At 72.7% G+C, this 22,646-nt stretch carries 24 protein-coding genes and 2 tRNA genes; 13 read left to right on the forward strand and 13 right to left on the reverse strand.

What is annotated here, in order from left to right:
• Positions 1 to 48: 48 nt before the first annotated feature.
• The 10 genes from ABZ881_RS13080 (at position 49) to ABZ881_RS13125 (ending at position 6,702) form a co-directional block, all read left to right on the forward strand.
• Positions 49 to 450, forward strand: coding sequence for a hypothetical protein (locus ABZ881_RS13080; RefSeq protein WP_358484309.1), 402 nt, complete (start codon positions 49 to 51; stop codon positions 448 to 450).
• Between the two features lie 325 nt (positions 451 to 775).
• The gene (locus ABZ881_RS13085) at positions 776 to 964 is read left to right on the forward strand and encodes a hypothetical protein (protein WP_358484310.1); all 189 of its coding nucleotides are present in this window, start codon (positions 776 to 778) and stop codon (positions 962 to 964) included.
• A 4-nt stretch (positions 965 to 968) separates the two neighbouring features.
• Complete coding sequence (locus tag ABZ881_RS13090) at positions 969 to 1,307, forward strand: hypothetical protein (RefSeq protein WP_358484311.1); 339 nt, start codon at positions 969 to 971, stop codon at positions 1,305 to 1,307.
• A gap of 5 nt (positions 1,308 to 1,312) precedes the next feature.
• Positions 1,313 to 1,501 (forward strand): hypothetical protein, encoded by a 189-nt coding sequence (locus ABZ881_RS13095; protein WP_010223771.1) that lies wholly within the window; start codon positions 1,313 to 1,315, stop codon positions 1,499 to 1,501.
• A gap of 100 nt (positions 1,502 to 1,601) precedes the next feature.
• The gene (locus ABZ881_RS13100) at positions 1,602 to 3,032 is read left to right on the forward strand and encodes an FtsK/SpoIIIE domain-containing protein (protein ID WP_358484314.1); all 1,431 of its coding nucleotides are present in this window, start codon (positions 1,602 to 1,604) and stop codon (positions 3,030 to 3,032) included.
• Complete coding sequence (locus tag ABZ881_RS13105) at positions 3,032 to 3,247, forward strand: hypothetical protein (protein ID WP_358484315.1); 216 nt, start codon at positions 3,032 to 3,034, stop codon at positions 3,245 to 3,247. The genes ABZ881_RS13100 and ABZ881_RS13105 overlap by 1 nt, the downstream gene beginning before the upstream one ends.
• Positions 3,244 to 3,900, forward strand: a complete 657-nt coding sequence (locus tag ABZ881_RS13110; protein WP_358484317.1) for a hypothetical protein — start codon at positions 3,244 to 3,246, stop codon at positions 3,898 to 3,900. Before ABZ881_RS13105 ends, ABZ881_RS13110 begins: the two co-directional genes overlap by 4 nt.
• 98 nt (positions 3,901 to 3,998) lie before the next feature.
• Positions 3,999 to 5,354, forward strand: a complete 1,356-nt coding sequence (locus ABZ881_RS13115; RefSeq protein ID WP_358484319.1) for a replication initiator — start codon at positions 3,999 to 4,001, stop codon at positions 5,352 to 5,354.
• Complete coding sequence (locus tag ABZ881_RS13120; RefSeq protein ID WP_358484321.1) at positions 5,351 to 5,569, forward strand: helix-turn-helix domain-containing protein; 219 nt, start codon at positions 5,351 to 5,353, stop codon at positions 5,567 to 5,569. The genes ABZ881_RS13115 and ABZ881_RS13120 overlap by 4 nt, the downstream gene beginning before the upstream one ends.
• A complete protein-coding gene (locus tag ABZ881_RS13125) occupies positions 5,569 to 6,702 on the forward strand; it encodes a tyrosine-type recombinase/integrase (protein WP_358484324.1) in 1,134 nt (377 codons plus the stop codon). The genes ABZ881_RS13120 and ABZ881_RS13125 overlap by 1 nt, the downstream gene beginning before the upstream one ends.
• Before the next feature lie 83 nt (positions 6,703 to 6,785).
• Here ABZ881_RS13125 and ABZ881_RS13130 read toward each other — a convergent pair.
• Positions 6,786 to 6,856 (reverse strand) — tRNA-Gly (locus ABZ881_RS13130).
• A gap of 149 nt (positions 6,857 to 7,005) precedes the next feature.
• Here ABZ881_RS13130 and ABZ881_RS13135 point away from each other — a divergent pair.
• Both ABZ881_RS13135 and ABZ881_RS13140 read left to right on the forward strand, forming a co-directional pair.
• On the forward strand, positions 7,006 to 7,557 hold the full coding sequence (locus ABZ881_RS13135) for a sigma-70 family RNA polymerase sigma factor (RefSeq protein WP_358484325.1): 552 nt from the start codon (positions 7,006 to 7,008) through the stop codon (positions 7,555 to 7,557).
• Entirely contained in the window at positions 7,554 to 8,216 is a 663-nt protein-coding gene (locus ABZ881_RS13140; protein WP_358484326.1) for a zf-HC2 domain-containing protein, read from the forward strand. The genes ABZ881_RS13135 and ABZ881_RS13140 overlap by 4 nt, the downstream gene beginning before the upstream one ends.
• A 10-nt stretch (positions 8,217 to 8,226) precedes the next feature.
• On the opposite strand, the gene ABZ881_RS13145 is transcribed toward ABZ881_RS13140, so the two are convergent.
• From ABZ881_RS13145 to ABZ881_RS13170, 6 genes are all read right to left on the reverse strand, one after another.
• Positions 8,227 to 9,402: a putative peptidoglycan glycosyltransferase FtsW gene (locus ABZ881_RS13145; RefSeq protein ID WP_358484328.1), complete on the reverse strand. Its 1,176-nt coding sequence runs from the start codon at positions 9,400 to 9,402 to the stop codon at positions 8,227 to 8,229.
• Between the two features lie 69 nt (positions 9,403 to 9,471).
• The gene (locus tag ABZ881_RS13150; protein ID WP_358484330.1) at positions 9,472 to 10,050 is read right to left on the reverse strand and encodes a class F sortase; all 579 of its coding nucleotides are present in this window, start codon (positions 10,048 to 10,050) and stop codon (positions 9,472 to 9,474) included.
• Positions 10,051 to 10,078: 28 nt separating this feature from the next.
• Positions 10,079 to 10,777 (reverse strand): CHRD domain-containing protein, encoded by a 699-nt coding sequence (locus ABZ881_RS13155; protein ID WP_358484332.1) that lies wholly within the window; start codon positions 10,775 to 10,777, stop codon positions 10,079 to 10,081.
• A gap of 86 nt (positions 10,778 to 10,863) precedes the next feature.
• Positions 10,864 to 11,748, reverse strand: a complete 885-nt coding sequence (locus ABZ881_RS13160; RefSeq protein WP_358484334.1) for a hypothetical protein — start codon at positions 11,746 to 11,748, stop codon at positions 10,864 to 10,866.
• Between the two features lie 23 nt (positions 11,749 to 11,771).
• The gene (locus tag ABZ881_RS13165; protein ID WP_358484336.1) at positions 11,772 to 13,511 is read right to left on the reverse strand and encodes a sulfite reductase flavoprotein subunit alpha; all 1,740 of its coding nucleotides are present in this window, start codon (positions 13,509 to 13,511) and stop codon (positions 11,772 to 11,774) included.
• A complete protein-coding gene (locus tag ABZ881_RS13170; RefSeq protein WP_358484338.1) occupies positions 13,508 to 18,787 on the reverse strand; it encodes a glutamate synthase-related protein in 5,280 nt (1,759 codons plus the stop codon). The genes ABZ881_RS13165 and ABZ881_RS13170 overlap by 4 nt, the downstream gene beginning before the upstream one ends.
• Before the next feature lie 145 nt (positions 18,788 to 18,932).
• Between ABZ881_RS13170 and ABZ881_RS13175 the strand changes: the two genes are divergently transcribed.
• Positions 18,933 to 19,009 (forward strand) — tRNA-Pro (locus ABZ881_RS13175).
• 75 nt (positions 19,010 to 19,084) lie between these two features.
• On the opposite strand, the gene ABZ881_RS13180 is transcribed toward ABZ881_RS13175, so the two are convergent.
• From ABZ881_RS13180 to ABZ881_RS13205, 6 genes are read right to left on the reverse strand one after another with little or no spacing between them, the layout of a single operon-like run.
• The gene (locus tag ABZ881_RS13180) at positions 19,085 to 20,323 is read right to left on the reverse strand and encodes a tyrosine-type recombinase/integrase (protein ID WP_358484340.1); all 1,239 of its coding nucleotides are present in this window, start codon (positions 20,321 to 20,323) and stop codon (positions 19,085 to 19,087) included.
• Positions 20,323 to 20,505 (reverse strand): helix-turn-helix domain-containing protein, encoded by a 183-nt coding sequence (locus ABZ881_RS13185; protein ID WP_358484342.1) that lies wholly within the window; start codon positions 20,503 to 20,505, stop codon positions 20,323 to 20,325. Before ABZ881_RS13185 ends, ABZ881_RS13180 begins: the two co-directional genes overlap by 1 nt.
• 1 nt (position 20,506) lies before the next feature.
• A complete protein-coding gene (locus ABZ881_RS13190; protein WP_358484343.1) occupies positions 20,507 to 20,824 on the reverse strand; it encodes a hypothetical protein in 318 nt (105 codons plus the stop codon).
• A 1-nt stretch (position 20,825) separates the two neighbouring features.
• The gene (locus tag ABZ881_RS13195) at positions 20,826 to 22,079 is read right to left on the reverse strand and encodes a hypothetical protein (protein WP_358484344.1); all 1,254 of its coding nucleotides are present in this window, start codon (positions 22,077 to 22,079) and stop codon (positions 20,826 to 20,828) included.
• Positions 22,076 to 22,249 (reverse strand): hypothetical protein, encoded by a 174-nt coding sequence (locus tag ABZ881_RS13200; protein ID WP_358484346.1) that lies wholly within the window; start codon positions 22,247 to 22,249, stop codon positions 22,076 to 22,078. Before ABZ881_RS13200 ends, ABZ881_RS13195 begins: the two co-directional genes overlap by 4 nt.
• Positions 22,249 to 22,635: a hypothetical protein gene (locus tag ABZ881_RS13205; protein ID WP_358484348.1), complete on the reverse strand. Its 387-nt coding sequence runs from the start codon at positions 22,633 to 22,635 to the stop codon at positions 22,249 to 22,251. Before ABZ881_RS13205 ends, ABZ881_RS13200 begins: the two co-directional genes overlap by 1 nt.
• Positions 22,636 to 22,646: the final 11 nt, after the last annotated feature.

Consider the following 22,646-nt stretch of genomic DNA (forward strand, 5'->3'; position numbering starts at 1 on the left):
ATTCTGACATGGCTAGCCAAGCTGGTCAGGTGAACGAAGGAGAGAGCGATGAGGGATCTTCCGGTGGTGCTCGACGGCTTCAAGCTCACGGTGGTGGAGCCGCCGGCACCCAAGACCCGTCAGGACGCGAACGGTGCGGAGGTGCCGGTCACGGATCGGGATGGGGTGACGCAGTTCGTGGTGTCGTTGTTCGCGAAGTTGCAGGTTCAGGCGGGTCAGCGGGCGCCGAAGGGTGAGGAGATCAAGGTGACCCTGACGACAGATCCGGGTGAGGGGTTCGGGGAGGACGCGCGGGTTCAGTTGATCGATCCGAAGATCAACCCGTACTCGATCGAGTCCCCGGATGGTCGGACAGTGTCGGGGATCGCGTTCAAGGCGATGGGCCTCAAGCACGCTCACCCCTCCCCTGCGCCGATGCGCCGAGGCAAAGACGACGAGAACCACTCCTGACCGACGCCTCTACGGGTCGAGCATGCCCGCGAGCGCAAGCGGGCCGGCCGCCTGATGTAGCGGCCCACTTTCTGTCGCCGGAATGGTGTTCCGGCAATTTCCCAGTAATTCCGAGACGGGGACACCTGTGTCCTCGACCAGGGGTGATCTGCGGTGGTGTGTGGCGAATGCAGCGGTAGCCAGGCGTGCGATGTGTGCGACGGCTACGGCGACTCGACCTCAGGTGTCGAGTGCGGGGCGTGTGGTGGTTCCGGGGTCTGCCCGGGCTGCTTCGGAGACGGCGAGACCCACGGCCCGGTGCCGCGGTCGGGATGGGGATGACGGCATGAACACCAACACGAGCGTCCGTCCGCGGGTGACCTCCGGTGTGGGTCGGCTGGTGCGGCGGTTGGAGATCGAGCGGCGCCGCTGGGCCCGCACCGAGCACCCCGTCATCGCGACCGAGCAGGCGTGGCGGGCCGGGGTCGCCGAGGGCCTGCGCCTGGCCCAGCTCGCCATCCGCAAGGGGGTCTGAGGCGATGGCGATCAACCTCGGGGCCCGGGACCGGGTCAAGACGCTGCCGAAGGTCAACCGGCGGGCTCTGCGCAAGTACGGGGAGTTCTGGCGGGCGTTGCAGCTCGTCGGCGACGCGCTCGCCGAAGCGGACAAGGTCGCTGCGAAGGCCGCCGACTCGAAGACCAAGCGGTCGGGGAAGGGGTTGTCGGCCAAGAGCGGCGCGAGCGGCGTGCACTGGTCGACCGCGTCGCCGGAGGAGATCCGGGCCTCGGCGAAGACCGTGCACGCCTCGCTGCGGGTCATGGCCTCCTCGGCCAAGAAGTGGGAGGCCGAGCTGGTCTCCCGCGAATGGAGGAAGTGAGCGCCATGTCGAAGGCTGTCGACCGCACCGTCGAGGAACTCGACGCCGCGATGCGCGAACTCAAGCGCAGCCTGCACGGGATTCCGTATCGGACCGGTGGGTTCAAGAACACCCACGACAACCTCGCCCGCGATGTCGCGCACCTGACCGTCCACCTGGACTCGGCCCGCGGCGCTCTGCGCGAACAGAAGTAACCCATCTCTGGGTGGTGGGGTCGCCCGCTGCACTGATTCTTGGCGGAAACACACAGCGGGCGCCCCTGCTACCCGACAACTCTCGTGAGGACTGGTAGCAGTGAACAAGCGTAGTAGCACCGCAACACGCATCAACGGCCCGGCACGCACACATGCGGGGCGTGCGTCTCGGCCGCCGGGGCGGGAGTTCCAGGCGCTGGCCTGGACCGCACGTCACCCCGGGTTCGTCGCCGTCCCCCTGATCGTCCTGGGCCTCGCGCTGATGCTCGGCCCGCTCGTCACCGGGCTGGGGCTCGGCATCCTGGTCGCCGCGGTGGCGGTCTGGGGCCGTGCCCACCCGGCCAGCTTCGACCGCTTCGCGGCACCGGCTCTACGCGCGACATGGCGGCGCTGGACGGTCTACCGCGGCCGCCGCTGGGCCCAGCTCATGTCCGACACCGGACTGACCAAGGAGCACCGCCACACCGGCGACCAGCTCGTGCCCCGGGTCCTGCGGGTCCGGTCGTCCTCGGCGTCGATCGACACCGTCTACGTCCGCATGGTCCGCGGACAGGACGTCGCCTACTGGCAGGAACGCTCCTCGGTCCTCTGGGAAGCGTTGATCGCGCACCGGGTGGCGATCACCCGCCACCGACCCGGAGTCGTGGCGATCGTCATCGAGTGGGAGTTGCCCTTCACCCGCACGATCCCCGCCCCCGACATCCCCGAGGCCACTGAGGATGTCGACCTGGGCGCGGTGGAGATCGGCGACAACGAGCGCGGCGAGCCCTTCACCGCCCCCGTCATCGGCGGACACCGCCTGGTCGCCGGCGCCTCCGGAGCGGGCAAGGGCTCCGTGCTCTGGTCGACCCTGCGCGGGGTCGGCCCTTGCATCCGCGACGGCATCGTCCGCGTCTGGATGGTCGACCTCAAGGGCGGCGTGGAGACCGAACAGGGCGCCCCGCTATTTCACCGCTACGCCATCTCGATGCCGGCCGCGTTGGAGCTGCTGACCGAGTTCCGGGACGCGATGCGCGACCGGCAGGACGACATGCGCGACCAGAACATCCGCGCCGCCACCCCGTCGGCCGGGACGCCGGTGGAGCTGCTGGTCATCGACGAGATGGCCATGCTCACCGCCTACGGCGACCGCACCAGCGTCCGCGACGCACTGCGCCTGCTGGCGGAGGTGATGACGCAGGGTCGGGCGTCGCTGTTCGCGGTCCACGGCTACCTGCAGGAGCCCTCCAAGGACGTCGTGGATGTCCGGGAGCTGTTCGCGCAGCGGATCTGCCTGGGCGTCACCGCTGCCTCTCACGTCGACATGGTCTTGGGCGAGGGCGCGCGGGAGCGGGGGGCGCTGGCCGATGAGATCCCCGGCGACGCCCGCCACGCCGGGATCGGGTTCGTCATCGACAAGGGATCGCGCCTGCCGGTCCGGTTCCGGGCCGCGTTCGTCTCCGACGACGACATCACCGAACTGGTCCAGCGCTGCACCCCACCGCCGGACGCGGACGTGATCGACCTCGACACCGAGCGGGGGGCCGCCTGATGGGCACCACCACCGCATGGGTCCTACGCACCTGGTCCAGGTTCACGCTGCTCTTCGCGCTGATCGTCGGCGGCACGTGGCTCTACCTGGGATCGGCCTCGGGCTGGTTCTGGATCCTCGCGGGCGGCGCGGTCGTGGCGGAGTGGTATGTGGTCCGGCAGCTCGCTCGTGAGTGGTCATGGGAGGCCCGCGCTACCTGGTGGTGGTCCCCATGACGGGGACCGTCCAGGGTGCGTTGTTCGGGGACCCGGTCACCGTCGAGACCACCGACCACGGCCCCGCCGCGACCCAGGACCCGCGCGAGGTCGCCCGCGTCGTCGGCCTGGCGCAGGACCCGGGGCTGTTCGTTATCGAGCGCACCGGACTCGTGCTGCGCGCCGACCTGGCCCGACCCGGCTGCGCCGACGCCGTCGCCCGCCACGACGGGGATACGGTGGCCCAGCTCCTCGACACCGGACACCTGCGGCTCGGCGGCACCCACAACGTCCACCACGCAGGTTCCGAAGGACCGGCCCGCTCGGTCCTGGTGCCCAAGGCGACACGGGACATGGTGTCCCGCTGGGACCACCTGCGCCCCATCCCGGAACCGACTCCGACGCCGGAGCCGCAGAAGGCGCCGCAGCGCTCCACGGGCGTGATCGGCGTCGACGTCGTCGCGCCGGGTAAGGCGCTGGTCTGCCTCGGCAGCACGGGGCAGGGCGGGACGGTGCTGCGCGACGGCGGCCGTTACCGGGTCGAGAACGACCATGGCGCCACCGTCGGCCACGCATCGTCCTACCGGGCCGCTGCGCGGCTCCTGGCCCGCTACCACGGCTACACGCCCGGGCTGGTCGAGATCGAGCACGAGCACCGCCTCTACCGCCGCTGACCCGGTGATCCGGCCCGGCCCCGCCGCGCGAGTCCAGCTCCCGGCGGGGCCGGGGCCACCCACATCCCACTCACCTCGTCCCTCGGAGGGATGCCGTGATGACGGCTGCCACGACCACCCAGCATGACCACGACCTGTCCCACCTGTTGCGCTCCGACGGCTTCCAGACCTGGCGCCGTGAGGTCACCGCCATCGGCGGCTGCGCCGCCCCCATCCATCTCACCGGCTCCTCGCGGATCTACGACCGCGCCACCGGCACTGTCCTGGCCGAGCGGGATGGGGAGATCCTGGCCCCTTGCGGTAACCGCCGAGCGTCGGTGTGCCCCGCGTGCTCGGACCGCTACGCCTCCGACGCCTACCACCTCCTGCGCTCCGGAATGGCCGGTGGGAAGGGCGTCCCCGACACCGCCGCCGCCCACCCGCGGCTGTTCGTCACGCTCACCGCGCCCTCGTTCGGGCCGGTCCACACCCGCCGGGTCACCGCCCGCGGCCTCGTCATCCCCTGCCGCTGCGGGGACAAGCACCACCGCGACGACCCCCGCATCGGCTGCGCCCTCGATCCCGACACCCACGACTACATCGGCGCTGTGCTCTGGCAGGCCCACTCCGGAGTCCTCTGGAACCGCTTCGCCATCCGACTCCGCCGCCTGCTCGCCCAGGCCCTCGGGGTCAGGGTCCGCGACTTCCGCGACCACGCCCGGCTGTCCTACGCCAAGGTCGCCGAGTACCAGCGCCGCGGACTCGTGCACTTCCACGCCGTCGTCCGCCTCGACGGCCCCGAGGGGCCCTGGACCACGCCGCCGGCCGGGATCACCGCCGACGCTCTGCACGCCGCGATCCGGGACGCCGCCCACGACGTCTCGCTCACCGTGGACCGGCCGGACGGCACCCCGAAGACGTTGGCGTGGGGCACCCAGGTCGACATCCGACCCATCACCTCCACGACTGCGGCCGCGCTGGAGAACGACGACGGAGAGATCACCGACTCAGCGCTGGCCGCCTACGTGGCCAAGTACGCCACCAAAGGCACCGGCAAGTCCGAGGCCACCGACCGCCCGATCCGCGACATCGCTCACCTCGACCACCTCGACATCACCCCGCACCACCGACGCCTGATCGAGACCGCGTGGGAGCTCGGCGGCCAAGAGCAGTACGAGGGGCTGAACCTGCGCCGGTGGGCACACATGCTCGGGTTCCGCGGCCACTTCCTCACCAAGTCCCGCGCCTACTCGACCACCTTCGGCGCGATCCGCGGCGACCGACGGACCTACCGCCTCGGGGAGACCCTCGCCGCCCTCGACACCCCCACCGAGCCCGGAGCGGTGCTGGTGGTCAACGACTGGGCCGTTGTGCACATCGGGCACCGCAACGACGCCGAACGAGAGATCGCACTCGGCATCGCCGAACGACGACGCGAACAGCGCACCACGCGAGCCCGGAAGGAGACATCATGACCGCGCACTACCTGACCGTGCCCGAGGCGGCGGCCTACCTGAACACCTCGGTGCGCTTCGTCCGGCGGCTGATCGCCGAGCGCCGTGTCGCCTTCCACCACATGGGCAGGCACGTCCGGCTCCGCGTCATCGACCTTGAGGCCTTCGTCCAGGCCGGACGGGTCGAGCCCGTGGACGCCTCCGCCGTGCGTCGACAGCTTCGGAAGGTGAGCTGATGGCACGCGGCAACCGCCCCGGACACCGCCGCTTCGGCCTGATCAGAAAGCTGCCGTCCGGGCGCTACCAGGCCTCCTACCTCGGTCCCGATAGTCGACGACGAACTGCACCCGACACGTTCGCCCGCAAGCGCGAGGCCGAGCAGTGGCTCTCGACGGTCGAGACTGAGCTGCTGCGCGACGACTGGACCGACCCGGCTCTGGGGAGGGTCCCGCTGCGTGATTTCGCTGAGCAGTGGATCGCCGAGCACAAGATCAGCCGTAGGACCCGCGAGGAGTACGCCAGTCTCTGGGCCCTGCACCTGGCTCCGTACCTCGGCGACTACCCGCTCGGCCAGATCAGCACCGACCGCGTCCGATCCTGGCGGTCCTCTCTCCTGAACAACGGACGGTCAGAGGACCGGACCGCCAAGGCCTACCGGCTCCTGCGCGCCATCCTCAACACCGCCGTCGACGACGGGCTGATCAAGCGCAACCCGTGCCGGATCAAGGGCGCGGGCCAGCACCGGACCCCGGAGCGGCCGACGGCGACGGTCGCACAGGTCAACCGGCTCGCCGGGCTGGTGCCTCCCCGCTTCCGGGTCCTCGTTCTCGCGGCCGCGTTCACCGGACTCCGCTGGGGTGAGCTGGTGGCTCTGCGGCGCTGCGACATCGATCTCGACGGCGCAGCAATCCATGTCTACCGGCGCCTGGCCGAGCACAAGAACGGAGAGATCGAAGCCGGGCCTACCAAGTCCGTGGCCGGGGCTCGCACCGTCGCCCTGCCCGACGTGCTGGTGACCGAGCTGCGCGAGCACATCGCCGAGTACGCCGAGGAAGGCACAGAGGGCCTGGTGTTCACCGGCGACCGCGACGGCCCGCTACGCCGAGGCAACTTCCACCGCGCCACCGCCTGGACCCGCACGGTCGTCGCGGCCGGCCTCCCGAGCGGCTTCCACTTCCACGACCTGCGCCACACCGGCAACCACCTCGCGGCCACGGCCGGAGCCAGCACCCGCGAGCTGATGCACCGCATGGGCCACGGCTCGATGCGGGCCGCCCTGATCTACCAACACGCCACCAGCGAACGGGACCGCGCCATCGCGCGCCGCCTCAACGACCTGGTCCAGCACGACGAGCACGACGACAGCTAATTGCACGCTAGTTGCACGACAACGATGACGGCGCCCCTCCCAAGATCGGGAGTGGGTGCCGTTTCCGCTGGTAGACCTACTTGAGCGGGCGACGGGAATCGAACCCGCGTAGCCAGTTTGGAAGACTGGGGCTCTACCATTGAGCTACGCCCGCATGCCCGATCCTGCCGATCGGACGTCTGCGAGCGTATCCCACTCCGAAGCACTGAACATCCCCGACCCCGGGTACGTACGAACATCCGGGCAAGGACGTTCAGGAGGTTCCGGACACCGATGATGGCGCGCAGACGCGGGCTGCGGTCCGTGGGCTCCCCTCCGGAGGCTCCGCCGACGGACCCGGGGCTCGACACCGAGGCCGGGCTCAGGGCCGCGTACAGCGCCCACGGCCCGGAGATCTACCGTTACGCGCTGCGCCAGCTGGGCGACGACGGCGGCGCCCAGGAGGCGGTGCAGGAGGTGTTCCTGCGGGCCTGGCGGCGGGCCGACTCCTACGACCCGTCGCTGGCGAGCCTGCGGGTGTGGCTGTTCGCGATCGCGCGCAACGTGGTCGTCGACGAGATCCGCCGGCTCAACGTGCGACCCTGGCGCAAGCAGCTCACCGACGAGCCCGAGTCCGGACGGGACTCGATCGGCCCGGCCGAGGACGCTCTGGTCGACACCTGGCTGGTCGAGGAGGCGCTGCGACGGCTCCGGCCGGAGCACCGGCAGGCGATCGTGCAGGCGTACCTGCGCGGGCGCCCGCACGCGGAGATCGCGGCGGAGGCGGGGGTGCCGGTCGGGACCATCCGCAGCCGGGTGTTCTACGGGTTGAAGGCATTGCGGCTGGCGATGGACGAGATGGGGGTGGAACCGTGACTCCGGACGAGCACCGGGCCCTGCGCGAGGCACTCGGCGACCACGCCATCGGGCGGCTGCCCCGTGACGAGGCGGCGACGTTGCAGGCGCACCTGGACGGCTGCGCGGACTGCCGGGCCGAGCTGGCGGAGATCTCCTCCGTGCTGCCCGCGCTGCGCCGGGTCGATCCGGCGCAGCTGGACCACACACCGTTCCCGCCGCCCGACCTGGGCGAGCGGATCGTGTCCGCCGCCCGTGCGGAGGGTGCGGCACCGCGACGGGGCCCTCGGTGGCTGCCGGTGGCGTCCGCGGCGGCGGTCGCGGTACTGGTCGGCGGGGTCCTCGGCTACGCCGTCGGCGACTACGACGGGATCCCCCGCGAGCCGGTCGCGGTGCAGGCCATGGACCCGGCGGTGCAGGCCACCGCGGTCGCGATCCCGCACACCTGGGGCGTCGAGATCGTGCTCGACGCCGACGGGTTCCGGGCCGGCTCCACCTACCGGGTGGTGGTCGAGGCGGACGACGGCCGGGAGGTCGGCGCCGGCGAGTTCATCGGGACCGGCGACAACCCGATGATCTGCAACCTGAACTCGTCGGTGCTGCGGTCGGACGCGTCCGGCTTCAAGGTGCTCGACGCCTACGGCGAGACCGTGCTGCGCGGTGACCTGACGGCCACCTGACCGGCCGGGCTCACCGCAGCCGGCGGGCCGCGTTCGCCATCAACCCGAGCAGGAACAGGGTGCTGACGAGCGCGGTCCCGCCCGCCGACACCAGCGGCAGCTGCTGCCCGGTCACCGGGAGCAGGCCGACGACGTAGCCGACGTTCATCGCCGCCTGCACGACCACCCAGGTCGCGGTCGCCGCCGTCGTCAGGCGCAGGAACGGGTCCTTCGTGCGCGCCGCGATCCGCAGCCCCACCCAGCCCAGCAGCGCGTACAGCGACAGCACCAGCAGTCCGCCGAGCAGCCCGAGCTCCTCGCCGATCACGGCGAAGATGAAGTCGTTGGCCGCGTTGGGCAGGTAGTCCCACTTCGCCCGGCCCTGGCCGAGGCCGGTGCCGAACACGCCGCCGTCGGCCAGCGACAGCAGCGCCTGCCGGGACTGGTAGCCGGCGCCGAGCTCGTCACCGGCGCCGAGGAACGTGGTGATCCGGTCCCGTCGGTACCCCGAGGTCAGGCCGAGCACCGCGGCGCCGGCGACGGCGCCGCCGCACATCGCGGCCAGCGGGCCGAGCGGGGTCCCGGCGAAGTACAGCAGCGCCAGCACGATCACGCCGAGCGCGACCGTCGTGCTGAGCGCGGGCTGCATCATCAGCAGCGCCGCGATCAGCAGCCCGACCGGCACCAGCGGCAGGACGGCGTAGCGCGCCAGCCGCACCGTGCGGCCGCGCAGCGCCAGCACATGCGCGCCCCACAGCAGCACGATCACCTTGGCCGCCTCGCCGGGCTGCACGGTGAACCCGCCGACCGAGATCCACCGCCGGGCGCCGCCGCGGACCTCGCCGATCCCCGGGACGAGTACCGCGATCAGCGCGGCGACGCAGGCGATCAGCAGGATCGGCGTCCAGGCCCGCAGCCACGACGGCCGGACCACCATCCCCAGGCCGAACGCGGCGATCGCGACCACCAGGAAGATGATGTGCCGGACGAAGACGGTGAGCACCATCCCGTCGGCGACGGTGCGCCCGCCCGCCGACGCGGACAGCACCATCACCACGCCGACCAGGAGCAGCACCCCGGTCACGCCCAGCACCAGGTGCAGCGGGGGCACCCGGCCGAGCCGGGCCAGCCGGGCCCGGAGCGACGCCGCGGGACCGGCCGGCCGGTCCCCCGGCCCGGACCGTGTACTCGACCTCGGCGACGTCACTCGATCAGTGTCCGGCAGATCCGGGCATCGGCGACGTAACCGGCCGGCACGGCGCGTCCTGCAACGGTGTCACCCGGCCCGGGCGTGCACCACGAGGTTGTCGATGTAGCTGCGCTCCCCGCGGTCGAACTCGCCGGCGCAGGTGACCAGCCGCAGCACGTCGCTCGCCGTGGCGCCGAACACCTCGAACGTCGGGAACTCGTCCTTGGGCATCTGCTGGGTCCGCTCGACGACGTACTCCTCAACGGTGCCGTCGCTGCGCCCGACCTCGATCACGTCACCCGGCCCGAGATCGCGCAGGTCGAAGAACACCGCGGGCCCGGCCCGGGAGTCGACGTGCCCCAGCAGGACGGTCGGGCCCGGGTTGGTGCCGCGGTCGAACCAGCCGACCCGCGAGAAGTCCTGCGGGACCTCCGCGGTGTTGTCGTCGGCGACGCCGAGCCGCAGCAGCTCGGGCTCGTCCACCCCGATCGCCGGGATCCGCAGCGACGTCGGCAGCACCTCGCCCTGCTCCGCGACGACCGGTTCCTGGGTGATCGGCGCGGTGGGCGGTTCGGGCGCGTCCGGCGCGTCGGTCGCGGCGGGCGCGCCGCACGCCGTCAGCATCAGGAGCAACGCGACGACGCCCGGGAACAGTGCCGACAGCACTGGTCCCGGGCGCCGGTCACGCGCGTGCTCAGCCCTGCGCACGGCTCCGGCGGACCAGCACGACGCCGGCCCCGGCGGCGGCGGCCAGCCCGGCCGCACCGATCGCGTACATCGCGGCGTCGTGTGTGGCGCCACCGGCACCGGTCTCGACACCACCCATCGGGACCTCGGTCAGCTGGCCGCGCACGGTGCCGGCCGCGTAGTCCGCGGTGTGGGTGTCGGCGGTGAAGCCGGCCGGGTTCGCCTCGATCTGGCTCAGGGTGAAGCCGGTCGCGGTGTCCTGACCGTTGTCGCCCTCCAGACCGGTGGTGAACGGGCCCTGCAGGCAGCCCGACGAGGTGCGGGTGTCGCCCTCACCGCTCGGGTCCGGGAACGCCAGCCGCGGCGGGCCGGGCTCGCCGACGTTCGCCTCGTGGATGTGCGTCGCGGTCTTGGCCGGGCTCTCGTACTCCCCGGTCACCCCGCGCAGGGTGATGTCGTAACAGATGATCTCGTCGTCGCTGTTGATCCGGAAGTTGAACTCACCGGTCGCGCCGGGCTCGCCCGGGACGGACTCGCCGTCGTTGTTGATGATGGTGTCGGGGGTGGCCAGCACGGTGTACATGCTGGTGAAGGTGTCCGGCTCCGGCACCTCCGTCTCCTGGGCCATGGCGATGCCCGCGGTCGCGGCGAACATGAGGGCACTCGCGGCCGTGACGGCGGCCAGGCGGGGGAGGGTGCGACGCATCTCGGAGTCCTTTCTGACTTTTTCATCCTTGATGCCGGTCTCTACGGACCCGCCGCCCCCGGCGTTCAGCCGTCACCCGATCGTGATCAGCGAGGCCGCCCGAAGACGTCCGCGACCATCTGCTCCCACGCCGCGACCGCGTCGGCCGGCGGCAGGCCGAGCTGCCCGAGCAGCCCCAGGCACTCGCCGTCGACGCCGGTGAGCAGCACCGTCGACACCGGGCCGTGCACGCTGTGCGTGCGGACGACCCGCAGTTCGGCGACGTCGCCCGGGCCGAACGCGAACTGCGCGGGACCCGACACGACGCCGACGACGTCGCCGGTCTCGACGTGGTCCACCCGCCCGACCGTCGCCTGCAGGCATCCGCGGTTCGGCACCGCGAACCCGACCGGGACGCCGTGCTCGCACAGCGCGCACAGCAGCTCGACGACGGGCAGGAACCCCGACGGCGGCACCGACGGGCGGGCGAGCCGGTCCAGCAGGTCCGCGTCGCCGGTGGTGACCAGGTCGAGCAGGCCGAGATGGTCGAGCTCGCCCGGGTCGTCCGGGAGGGCCGGCGGCTCGGCTGCCGGGCCGGGCGAACGCGGCGCCAGGGCCATCACGTCGACGACGAGCGCCGCCGGTTCGGACACCAGGTGCGACCGGTGCACCGCGGTCCCGTCGGCGTCGAACATCCACAGTCCGGCCGGCTCCCGGGAGTCGTCGTCGGGGGCGGTGCTGATCAGCGCCGACACCGCGCTGCGGGACAGCCGCAGGTTCACCAGCCCCGCCCGGACGGCGAACGCCTCCCCGGCGAACGTCGGCGGGGCGTAGGTGCCCAGCTCGGTGATCAGCGCGCTGCCGTTGGCGGTGGTGGCGACGACGTCCTCCAGCAGCGGCAGGTGCCGGGCCAGCGAGTCGGGATCGAGATCGAGCCGGGTACCGACGCGGTGCGCGAGCAGCAGGTCGAGCTCGGTGCGAGGCAGGGTCACGGGGACACTCCGGATCAGGTAGCTCAGTAGACGTCACGCAGGTAGCGCTTGGCCCGCTTGAGGTCGGCGACGACCGCCTCGGCCCCGTCGACGTCCAGGCCGCCGTGCTCGGCGACGACCGCGTGCAACGCCGCGTCGACGTCGCGGGCCATCCGGCTCGCGTCGCCGCACACGTAGAGGTGCGCGCCGTCGGCGAGCCAGGCGTAGAGCCGGTCGCCGTGCTCGCGCATGCGGTCCTGGACATAGATCTTGGCCGCCTGGTCGCGGGAGAACGCCAGGTCGAGGTGGGTGAGCAGGCCGGACTCGGCCCACCCGGTCAGTTCGGAGCCGTAGAGGAAGTCGTGTTCGCGGTGCCGGTCGCCGAACAGCAGCCAGTTCCGGCCGGTCGCCCCGCGGGCCGCGCGTTCCTGCAGGAACGCCCGGAACGGCGCGATCCCGGTACCGGGGCCGATCATGATCATGTCGACGGCGTCGTCGGACGGCGGCCGGAACGTCGAGTTGGGCTGCAGGAACACCCCCGCCGTGTCGCCGACGGCGAGCCGGTCGGCCAGGTGGGTCGAGCAGACCCCGCCGACGGCGCGATCACCGCACCGGTAGCGCACGCTCGCGACGGTGAGGTGGATCCGGTCCGGCGCGGCCAGCGGGCTGGACGAGATCGAGTAGGCCCGGTGCTGCAGCGGCCGCAGCAGCCCCAGCAGCTCGTCGGCGTCGCACCGGAACCGGGCGGTCCGCAGCAGGTCGAGCAGGTCCCGATCCCACAGGTACGCCTCCCGGGCGGCCTTGTCCGGATGGGCCAGCGCGGCCCGCAGCTCGTCGTCGGAGCCGCGTTCGGCGAGCACCGCGAGCAGGTCGCGGGACGGCGTGACGATCTCGTGCGCGTAGGTCAGCGCCTCGCGCAGCGGGCGGTCCCCGGCGGGGGCGTCGCCGTCCGCGCCGAGCTGCTCCAGCAGGGCGTCGACCAGCGCCGGGTCGTTGCACGGGAGCACGCCCAGCGCGTCCCCCGCGGCGTAGCCGATCCCGCTGTCGGCGAGCGCGAACTCGTGGTGCCGGATGTCCTTGTCCGAGCCGGGCCCGGACAGCCGGACGCTGTGCGCGAGCACCGCCGGGAACGGGTTGCGCCGGTCCCACCGCGGTCCCGCCGCCACCGGGGCCGGTGCCGGGGGTGCGGTCCCGCCTGCGGCGAACGTCGCGAGGACCCGGCCGTACCACTGCTCGGCCTGGTCCTCCCACATCACGTCGCAGTCGACCCGGTCCAGCGCTCGGCTCGCGCCCAGCTCCGCGAGCCGGGCGTCGATCAGCTTCCCGGCGGCGCAGAAGTCGTCGTAGGCAGTGTCGCCGAGCGCGCAGACCGCGTACGTCGTCGACTCCAGCCGCGGCGCGTCGGCGGACTCGATGAGCTGCCGGAACAGGTCCGCGTCGTCCGGCATCTCGCCGTCGCCGTAGGTGGAGCAGACGATCACCACCCGGTCCATCGCGGCGAGTGCGGCGGCGTCGACCTGGTCCAGCTCGACCGGCTCAGCGGGCGCGCCGGCGGCACTGAGCCGGCTCGCGACGGTGCCCGCGACCAGCTCGGCGTTGCCGGTCTCGGTGCCGTAGAGCACGTGCACCGGCGGGTGCGCGGTCGCCCCGGCCGGCTCGGCGCGGGTCACCGCGGTGCGCGCGCCGGCGAGGTACCCGGACAGCCAGATCCGCTGCTCGGGGGTGAACGGCGCGTCCGCGGAGATGCCGAGCGCCTGCAGGTCCTCCGGCAACTGCGCGGTCACGGGGCGGCCACCAGGTCCGGCGTGGCGCGGGCGGCGAACAGCTCCTCGAACCCGGGGACCCGGCCGAGCGCTGCGGTGTTCGCGGCGTCCCTGGCGATGATCCAGCCGAAGGTGCCCGGGCTGTCGGTACCGTAGACGTCGCGGCGGGCCAGCGCCGCCTTCAGGTCGCCCACCCGCTTCGCGGAGACGAGCACGGCGAGCTCGCCGTCGTCGTAGCCGGTGAGGGCGTCGCGGGCGTAACGGACCAGCCGGGCGCGGACGGCGTGGTCCTCGGTGAGCAGCAGGGTGCGCGGGTCGCCACCGCGCCTGCGCGCGACGTCCTCCGCGATCCGCTGCACGGTGAGCCCGTTGACCAGCGCGTACATCTGCTCGTCCGGGTCGGTGGGGACTGCTCCCCCGGCGACCGGGACGCCGTCGCGCTGGGCCAGCTTGTGCCGGCGCAGCTGGTGCGCGGCGAGCGCGTCGGCCAGCTCGTCGACCAGCTCGGCGCGGCTGTTCGCGGCGAGCACGGCGTCGGCGTCCTGGTAGAGCCGCAGCGCCCGCGGGGTCGCGACCAGCACGTGCGCGCGCTCGGTCGCCCAGTGCTCCAGCAGCCGCGCGCCGAGCGCCGAACCGGTGGCCTCGACGTGCCAGCCGAGCAGCAGCCGCACCGCGGTCTCGTGGAACCCGCCGATCGGGGCGACGTCCACCGAGTCGGTGCTGAACGCGGCCCGCCCGGCCGGGTCGTACTGGTAGAGGAAGCCGCCGGACATGCCGTTGCCCAGCCCGGCGCCCGCGGTGCCGAGGTTCAGCACGGCGCCGCCGGTCATGTACTCGCAGCCGAAGTCGCCGAGCCCCTCGACGACGGCGGACGCGCCCGAGTTGCGCACCGCGAACCGGTCCCCCGCCTCGCCCTCGACGAACAGCCGGCCGCCGGTCGCGCCGAACAGCGCGAAGTTGCCGATCAGCACGTTCTCCCCCGGGCCGCGGCCGGCGCCGGGCGAGCCGCCCGGGGACCGCACGGCGACCGTCCCGCCGCAGGCCGCCTTGCCGACGCCATCGTTGGCGGTGCCGGTGTGCTCCAGCCACATCCCGTCGTTGCACAGCAGCCCGAACGACTGTCCGGCGGCGCCGCGGGTGCGGATCCGGACGTAGCGGTCCGGCAGGAACCGGCGGCCGCGGTCGTCGGTCAGCGCGGGGCCCTCGATCCGCTCGTGGTCCAGCATGCGTTCGACGTCGACGGCGAGCCGGCCGCCGACCGAGCGGTGCCGGTTCCCCAGCTCGCCGCCGTCGACGTCGACGCCGGGGGCGTGCCGGGCGAGCGCGTCGCGCACGGTCGCCGACCACGACTCGTCGTGGGTGTGCTCGGCCCCGACCCGCACCGGATCGGCGATCTGGTCCCGGCGCGCCGGGTGCAGCAGCCTGCGCAGGTCCAGCCGGGCGACGATCGCCGGGTGCGCGGCGAGGTGCAGCAGGTCGGTGCGGCCGCGGGCCTCGCGCAGGCTGCGCAGACCGAGCCCGGCGAGGATCTCGCGGACCTCGTGCGCGACGTTGAGCAGGTACTGGGCGAGCGCGCGGGGGTCGCCGTCGAACGCCTCGGCGTTGGTGGTGATCCCGGCCGGGCAGCGCACGTTGCAGTTCTTCGCCATGACGCAGCGCAGCATCATCAGCGCGCTCGTCCCGAACTCGAAGCCGTCGGCGCCGAGCAGCGCGGACACGACGACGTCACCGGCGGTCTGGTGTGCGCCCGAGCAACGCAGTTCGACGGCGTCGCGCAGGCCGTGCGCGGACAGCGCCTGGTGCACCTCGGCGATGCCGATCTCGGCGGAGCGTCCGGCGAACTTCAGGCTGGTGACGGCGGCGGCGCCGGTCCCGCCGGTGTTCCCGGCGACGTTCACGACGTGCGCGCCGGCCTTCGCGACGCCGACCGCAATCGTCCCGATGCCCTCCGACGACACCAGCTTCACGACGACCTTCACCCGGGCCGCGGTGGCGTCGTGGATGAGCTGGGCGAGATCCTCGATCGAGTAGGTGTCGTGGTGCGGCGGCGGCGAGACCAGCTCGACGCCGGGGGTGGCGCCGCGTGCGGCGGCGATGTCGACGGTGACCTTGCGGCCGGGCAGCTGCCCGCCCTCCCCCGGCTTCGCGCCCTGCGCGATCTTGATCTCGATCTGCTCCAGCATCGGGTCGGCCAGGTAGCCGGCCCACACCCCGAACCGGCCGGAGGCGAACTGCTTGATCCGGGAGCCGCGGATCGTCCCGAACCGGGAGCGGGCCTCGCCGCCCTCGCCGCAGTTCGACAGGGCGCCGACCATGTTGGTGCCGTGCGCGACGGCCTCGTGCGCGCCCGCGACGAGCGCGCCGTGGCTCATCGCGCCGGACGCGAGCGTTCGGGTGATCTCCGACGCCGGCTGCACCTCGGCCAGCGGGACCGGCTCCGGTGCGGTGACCAGCCGGTCCAGCCAGTCGGCGGCGGTCCCGGACGCGGACCGGACACGCACCGCCGGGCCGTCGGTCTCGACGTCGATCTCCGGGCCGAACCGGTCGGCCAGGTAGCGGGCTAGCGGGCCGGCGTCGCCGTCGACGAGCAGCCGGTCACCGTCGCGGCGCAGCCCGCGTACGGCGACGGTCGCGGTGCCGCGGGCGTCGACCCGGTCCAGCTCGTCGACGCCGTCGCGCAGGTCCACCGGCAGCACCAGCACGTCGCGCAGCGCCGACGGGCGCCGCTCGCGCTCCCGCGCCAGCTCGGCGGCGAACTCGCGGTAGCCGGGGGTGATGGTGAAGTCGTCGATCTCGGCGGCGGTCAGCGCGCGCAGGCCGGTGTGCGTGTACGCCTCGTCGTGCAGGCCGAACGCGTCGGCCAGCCCGGCCAGCGGGAGCAGCCGCAGCGAGGGGTCGACGGCGCCGGCGGTCAGCGCGACCCGCTCGTCGGTGAGCCCGGTGAACGCGCGCACCGCGGTGACGCCGTAGGAGTGCCCGGCGCCGTCGGTGCGCTCCTTGAACAGCCCGAGCTGCGGGACGTCGTCGGGGCCGGTGACGGTCAGCGCCCGGTGGTGCCAGTCGGCGGCGGACCGCTCGATCGCGGCGAAGCCGACCCCGCCGACCGGGGCGTCCAGGTCGGGGAACCAGCGGTGCAGCACGGGATCGCCGGTGTCGAGGTAGCCGGGCTCGAAGAACTCACCGGCCACGTAGCTCTCCGCGGTGCACAGCCCGACCCGGGCCATCGTCTTGAGCAGCGCCTTCTCGGCGGCCCGGCGGAACCGGCCGAACGCGGCGGGATCGCCGGACTCGGCGGCGCGCAGCCGGACCGCGTGCGGGTGCACCGCGGACGCGCCGAACCCGAGCACGACGGCGAGATGGTGTGACGAGCACACCTGCCCGGTCGCGACGACCAGCGACACCGCGGGGCGCAGACCCGCCTCGATCAGCGCCCGGTTCACCGCGGCGACGCCGAGCACCACCGGGATCGCGGCGCGTTGCGGGCTCAGCGCGCCGTCGTCGAGCAGCGCGATGCCGCCGCCGGTGCGGGCGAACGCGACGACGTCGGCGCGCAGCGACTCGATCGCCGCCTCCAGGTCGCCGGGAGTGTGCAGCAGATCGAACCCGGCGACCGGCACGGCGGTGCCGGACCGCAGCCGGGCCAGCCCGTCGTCATCGAGCAGCGGGGAGTCGAGCACGATCCGGTGGAACGGGTCTCCGTCGGCGACCGGGCGGGCGCCGAGCGCGACCCGCAGGCTCATCCCGTCGGCCTCCCGGATCGGGTCCAGCGGCGGGTTCGTGACCTGCGCGAACCGCTGGGTGAAGTACCGGGCGACACCGCCCTCGCGATCGGTGAGCGCGTTGATCGCGTTGCCGTAGCCCATCGCCGAGACCCGTTCGGCGCCGTCGGTCAGCATCGGGTCGAGCAGGAACCGGAACGCCTCGGAGTCCAGGCCGTAGGCGACGTAGCGCTGGTGCACCGTCAGTTCGCTGTCTGCTCCCGGGTCCCCGTCCGGGGCGGGCAGCTCGCCGAGCCCGGTGCGGGCCGCGGCCAGCAGCGCCGGGTAGTCGGCGCGGGAGGCGAGCAGCTCCAGGGTCTGCGTGGTGTCGTAGCTGCGCCGCTCGGTGGCGCTCCACCACAGCATCCCGCCGGCCTCGATCCGGCCGCGGCGCAGCACCCGCTCGGCGGGCAGGTCGAACTGCCCCGCCTCGGAGGAGACCGTCAGGTACTCGTCGGTCTCGCAGGTCCGCAGCGGACGCAGGCCCAGCCGGTCCAGCCGGGCGCCGGTCACGTCGCCGTCGGAGAACACGACGGCGGCCGGGCCGTCGTTGATCTCCTCGACCAGCGAGTGGTACTCCAGCATCGCCCGCACCGGCTCCGGCAGCGACCGGTCGTTCTCCCAGGCCGGCGGCATCATCGCGACGACGGCGGCGACCAGGTCGACACCGTCGCCGGCGACCCGCGCGTGCAGGGTCTGGTCGAACCGGGCGCTGTCGGACTGGCCCGGCGGGCGGACGATCCGGTCCCCCCGGGCCGCGGCCAGCGCGTCGTCGGCGATCCGGTTCTTGCGGTCGGTGTTGAGCTCACCGTTGTGCGCCAGCAGCCGGAACGGCTGTGCCATCGTCGGATGCGGGTCGGTGTTGGTGGAGAACCGGGTGTGGAAGTACAGGCTCGACACCTCGTGCGCCGGATCGGTCAGATCGGTGAACCAGCGCAGCACCTCCCACGAGTTCAGCCGCCCCTTCAGCACCTGGGTGCGGGTGGACAGGCTCAGCGGGTACAGCCCGGCGAGCTCCGGATCGGTGTAGGCGAGCGCCTCGACGTCGAGCAGACAGCGGTGGGTGAGCCGGTCGCTGTCGGCGCCGTCGGGCACCGTGAAGATCCACTGCCGGATCGGCAGCTGCTGCCCGACCGCCGCCGGGCGCAGTGCCGACGGATCGGTCGGCACGTCGCGAACCGCCAGTACCGTGCAGCCGTGCCGCTCCAGCGTCGCGGTGACCAGCTTCTCCGCGGCACCGGCGCGGTCCGCGTCGGTCGGGAGGAACACATTCCCGACGCCGAACCGGCGGGCCGTCAGCTCGCGCCCGGCGAGCGCCGAGAAGAACCGCACCGAGAGATCCACCGAGACGCCGCCGCCGTCGCCGATGCCCTCCGCCGACATGCCACCGCGGTGCGGGACCGCGCACAGGGCACGATGGGCGTGGACGAGGACATCATGGGTCTGCACACCGTCCTTGCGGACGATCAGACCGACGCCGCAGCTGCTCAGCTCGGCGGCCGGGTCGTGCAGACCGGCGGGTCGGGACGGCGCGCGCAACCGGCACCCCTCCTTGTCGTTTAGGAAAGGCTTACCTTAGGAAGCGCGGGTGGAGAGGATCAACGCCCGTGGGCTGTCGCGCGGGACACATCGCGGCCCGACGTCGCCGTCCTGCAACGCCGGGGCGGGGCTAGACTGCCGCCGACGGGGTGTGGCGCAGCTTGGTAGCGCACTCGCTTTGGGAGCGAGGGGCCGTGGGTTCAAATCCCGCCACCCCGACCACGGTTGACCTGCGAAAACAGGTCGACCCGGTCTTGTCCCAAGATCGGTATGTAGCAGTCCTGTAGCAGTGTCCGGTCATGACGCCTCCCAGTCGATGGCGTCGAGGGCCTGGCGCATGGCGTCCAGGTTGGTGTGGGCGTAGATCGTCATCGTGACGTCGATGTCCGCGTGCCGGGCGATGGCCTGCACGACGTGCGGCGGTGTTCCGAGCGCGAGCAGCAGACTCACGACCGTGTGCCGCAGGTCGTGCAGCCGGACGCCGGGCAGGCCGGCGCGCTTGCGGAGCTTGTCGAAGTCGCGGTTCAGCGCCCGCGGCTCGACCGGCGTGCCGATCTGGGTGCAGAACACGAGGTCGTAGTTCTGCCAGCACTCCCCCGCGGCCTTGCGCTCGTCGGCCCAGGCCCGGCGCCGGGCGAGGATCGCGGTGCGGGTGATCTTCGGCAGCGGGATCACTGCCTCCGAGGCGCGCGTCTTGGTGCCCTCGACGACGAGCTTGCCGCCGACCCGCTGGACGGTCTGGCGGACGTGGACCGTCGCCTCGTCCATGTCGATGTCGCACCAGCGCAGACCGAGCAGCTCGCCGCGACGGAGACCGAGCGTGGCCGCGACGACGTAGAGCGGGTGGAACCGGGTGCCCTCGGCGGCAGTGAGCAGTGCGCGTGCCTGTTCCACGGGTAATCCCTTCCCCACCGAGTACTCGGGCGTCTTGACCCGCACGAGCTTGGCGACGTTGCGGTTCACCAGCTCCAGGCGCTCGGCGTGCCCGAGCGCGTTGCGGAGCACGGCGTGCACGAACTGGAGCTGGCGGACCGAGGGGTGGCGCCCGCAGCAGCGGCCGGCCGAGCAGCACTGCTCCTTCTCGGGCCGGCGGGCGTCCCAGCCGTTGGCGCAGCACAGGCACTTCTCGCGCATCACGGCCATGAACGACCGGACGTCGACGGCCGTGAGCTTGACGAGCTTCTTGCGTCCCAGCACGGGGGCGATGTGCAGGCGGACCGCGGACTCGTAGCCGCGGACAGTGGTGGCGCGCTTCTCGTGGCGCATGTCGTCGAGCCAGTCGGCGAGGAACTCCGCCACGGTGTTCTGGCGGTCGTCGACGAGGCCGCCGTTTACGGCCCGGGCCTTGAGCCCGTCGAGCTTCTCCCGGACCTCCTCCTGGCTGCGGCCGTAGACCGGCTGCCGCTTGATCTTCCCGGAGCTGGTCGGGACGTAGGCGGTGCCGACCCACAGCAGATCGCCCTTGCGCTGGTAGATCGACCCCTCGCCGTTGACCCGGCGCTTCGGCGGTGGGGACGGCTGGTGGCGGCGTGCCATCAGGCCACCTCCTCGTCGAGCAGCCGGGAGACGTACTCCTCGACGGCCGAGCGCGGGATGCGGCGGGCACCGCCGATCTTGATGGAGCTAAGCTCGTTGTTGCGGATCAGGTCGTAGACCTTGCAGCGTCCGATGTGGAGTAGCTTGGCAGTCTCCTCGGCGGTGAGCAGCAGGGCGTCCATGTCAGCGGGCCTCCTTCGCGTGGGTGTCCCAGTTGTGGGCGGACTCCCGCCAGAAGCGGGCCTCGTGCTCGGCGTCGCCCTGGGCTCCCAGGACGGCGCAGTAGAACAGCAGGTCGACCTTGCTGCGGGTGGCCTGGCTGCGGGCGAGCACGCGCCACCAACGCGCGGTCCGGTCGTACAGGTCGGCCATGCGGCGGGCACGGACCGCGTGCGTCGTAGGGCTGTCCGGCCGAACCGCTCCGAGTCGGAGGATCTCGGCGGTGACCCGGTCCAGGCCGCCCCGGACGGTGTCGAACACCGGGTCGGTGGTCGTGGCCATGTCAGTTCTCCTTCCGGGCGGTGCGGGCGATGCGGTCGCAGTAATCGGCGTAGTCGCCGAGGTAGGGCACCCGGACCCGGACGAGCTCGCGCCCGGGTGCGGACAGGACGGCGATACCTGGCGGTGCGGTGGCGTGCTGCTCGGCGAGGTCCCGGACGGCAGCACCGTGGAGCATCTCCAGCGAGTCGCCGGGGACCCGGAACGAGAGCCGCAGCGCGTACTGGTCACGGGCGTAGCCGCCGCCCATTGCCTCGGCCTCGGCGCGCTGGGCGAGGGTGACGACGCGGAAGGCGACCTTCCGGCCTTCCGAGAGCAGCCGCAGGTTGGCGGCCTTGATCCGGTCGAGCACCGAGCGCTCACCACGTCCCGGCTTCGAGAGGCCGGCCGCCGCGCGCAGCAGCCCGGGGAACTCCTCGACCACGACGAGGAACAGCGGCGTACCCGGCGTCGGGTCGAGCTTGTCGGTCCGGTCGGGCAGCGCGGCGAGGCGGTCGTCCATGACGCCGACGAGCCGTTCGAGGAGGGTCGCGTGCTCCTCGAGGTCGGCCGTGCCGGTCGCCTGCCACCGCCGGTGCACGGTGCCCTCCCACGGGCGCCCGAGCAGCAGGCCGGTGATGTCCGAACCCGCGATCCGGATGTCGTCGGCACCGGCGAGCTGCGCCAGCAGCCCGTAGGCGAACTGGGACTTCCCGGCACCGTTCTGCCCCTGCAACGCGACGTGCGCCGCATCGGCGAAGACGTGCCCGAGCGCATCGCCGAGGTCGTCCCGTCCGATCAGGACCGGCTTCCGGCACGTCGTCACAGCGGTGCGCGGCAGCGCGTACTGGTCGGCGAGCGGATCCCGGTCGAGCAGCTCGATCCGCACCCAACGGCCCGCGTACGGGACGACCCGCAGGCCCTCGAAGCACAGCGAGTGCGCGAGCCGGCCCCCGACGCGAGTGAGGTCCTCCGGCTCCTGGCCGGGGATCAGCTCGACGAGCATCGACACCGGCGGACCGGTCACCACCGAGCCGACCCGCGGCGTGCGGGCAGTCGGGCCGGTCACCGTCTCGACGATCTTGCAGGCGCCGACTCCCTCGCAGGCGTCCCGCCAGGCGTAGCGGAGCCACTCGGCGAAGGCGCGTGCCTCGTAGTCCTCCTCACGGCGTGCGCGGCGCTCGGACCAGGTGAGCAGCAACCAGGCGAGCCAGCCGGTGACACCGGCCCGGGGCCGCGTGGCGTCGCGACGAGCCGGAACGGTCAGCTCGACGGTCATGACGCCTCACCCACCGGACGCGGAGGCGGGACGATCGCGGCGGGCCGAAGCACGGCGGTGAACGTCCAGTCGCCGCACTCCGGGCACTCCCCCGCGTCCGGTTCGTAGCCGGTCTCGCAGGTCCGGCAGACGAACACGAGCCCGTCCGTCGTCCCGACGTAGGCGCTCATCAGCTCGCCTCCGCCTGCTTGCCCCGCGGGCCGGTGGCGGCGAGCGCACGCACCTCCTGGCACCGGTACCAGACCTGCGCACCGACGACCTGGCCCTCACGGTTCTTCTTGTCCATCACGCCGATCTCGAACCCGACGAGCTGCACGGGCTCGGCCGGACCGAGGTCGGCGCCCGGCTGGTGGTGCGCGGCGAGGCCGACCTTGATGATCTCGTTCGTCGACCGGCCGAACTGCCGGAAGCTCGCGACGAGCTGCACCTCCCACTTCGGCAGTCCGTCCTTGGTCGTCTCCTGGACGTCCGCGCCGAACCGGGTCTTCGGCTCCGACGAGAGCCAGAGCAGACGCTCGAAGGTCGCGGTCTGGTCGATGGCGTAGATCTGCGGCACTGGAATCACTC

It is taken from the genome of Pseudonocardia sp. NPDC046786, from assembly GCF_040645415.1.
Classification (GTDB): domain Bacteria; phylum Actinomycetota; class Actinomycetes; order Mycobacteriales; family Pseudonocardiaceae; genus Pseudonocardia; species Pseudonocardia kongjuensis.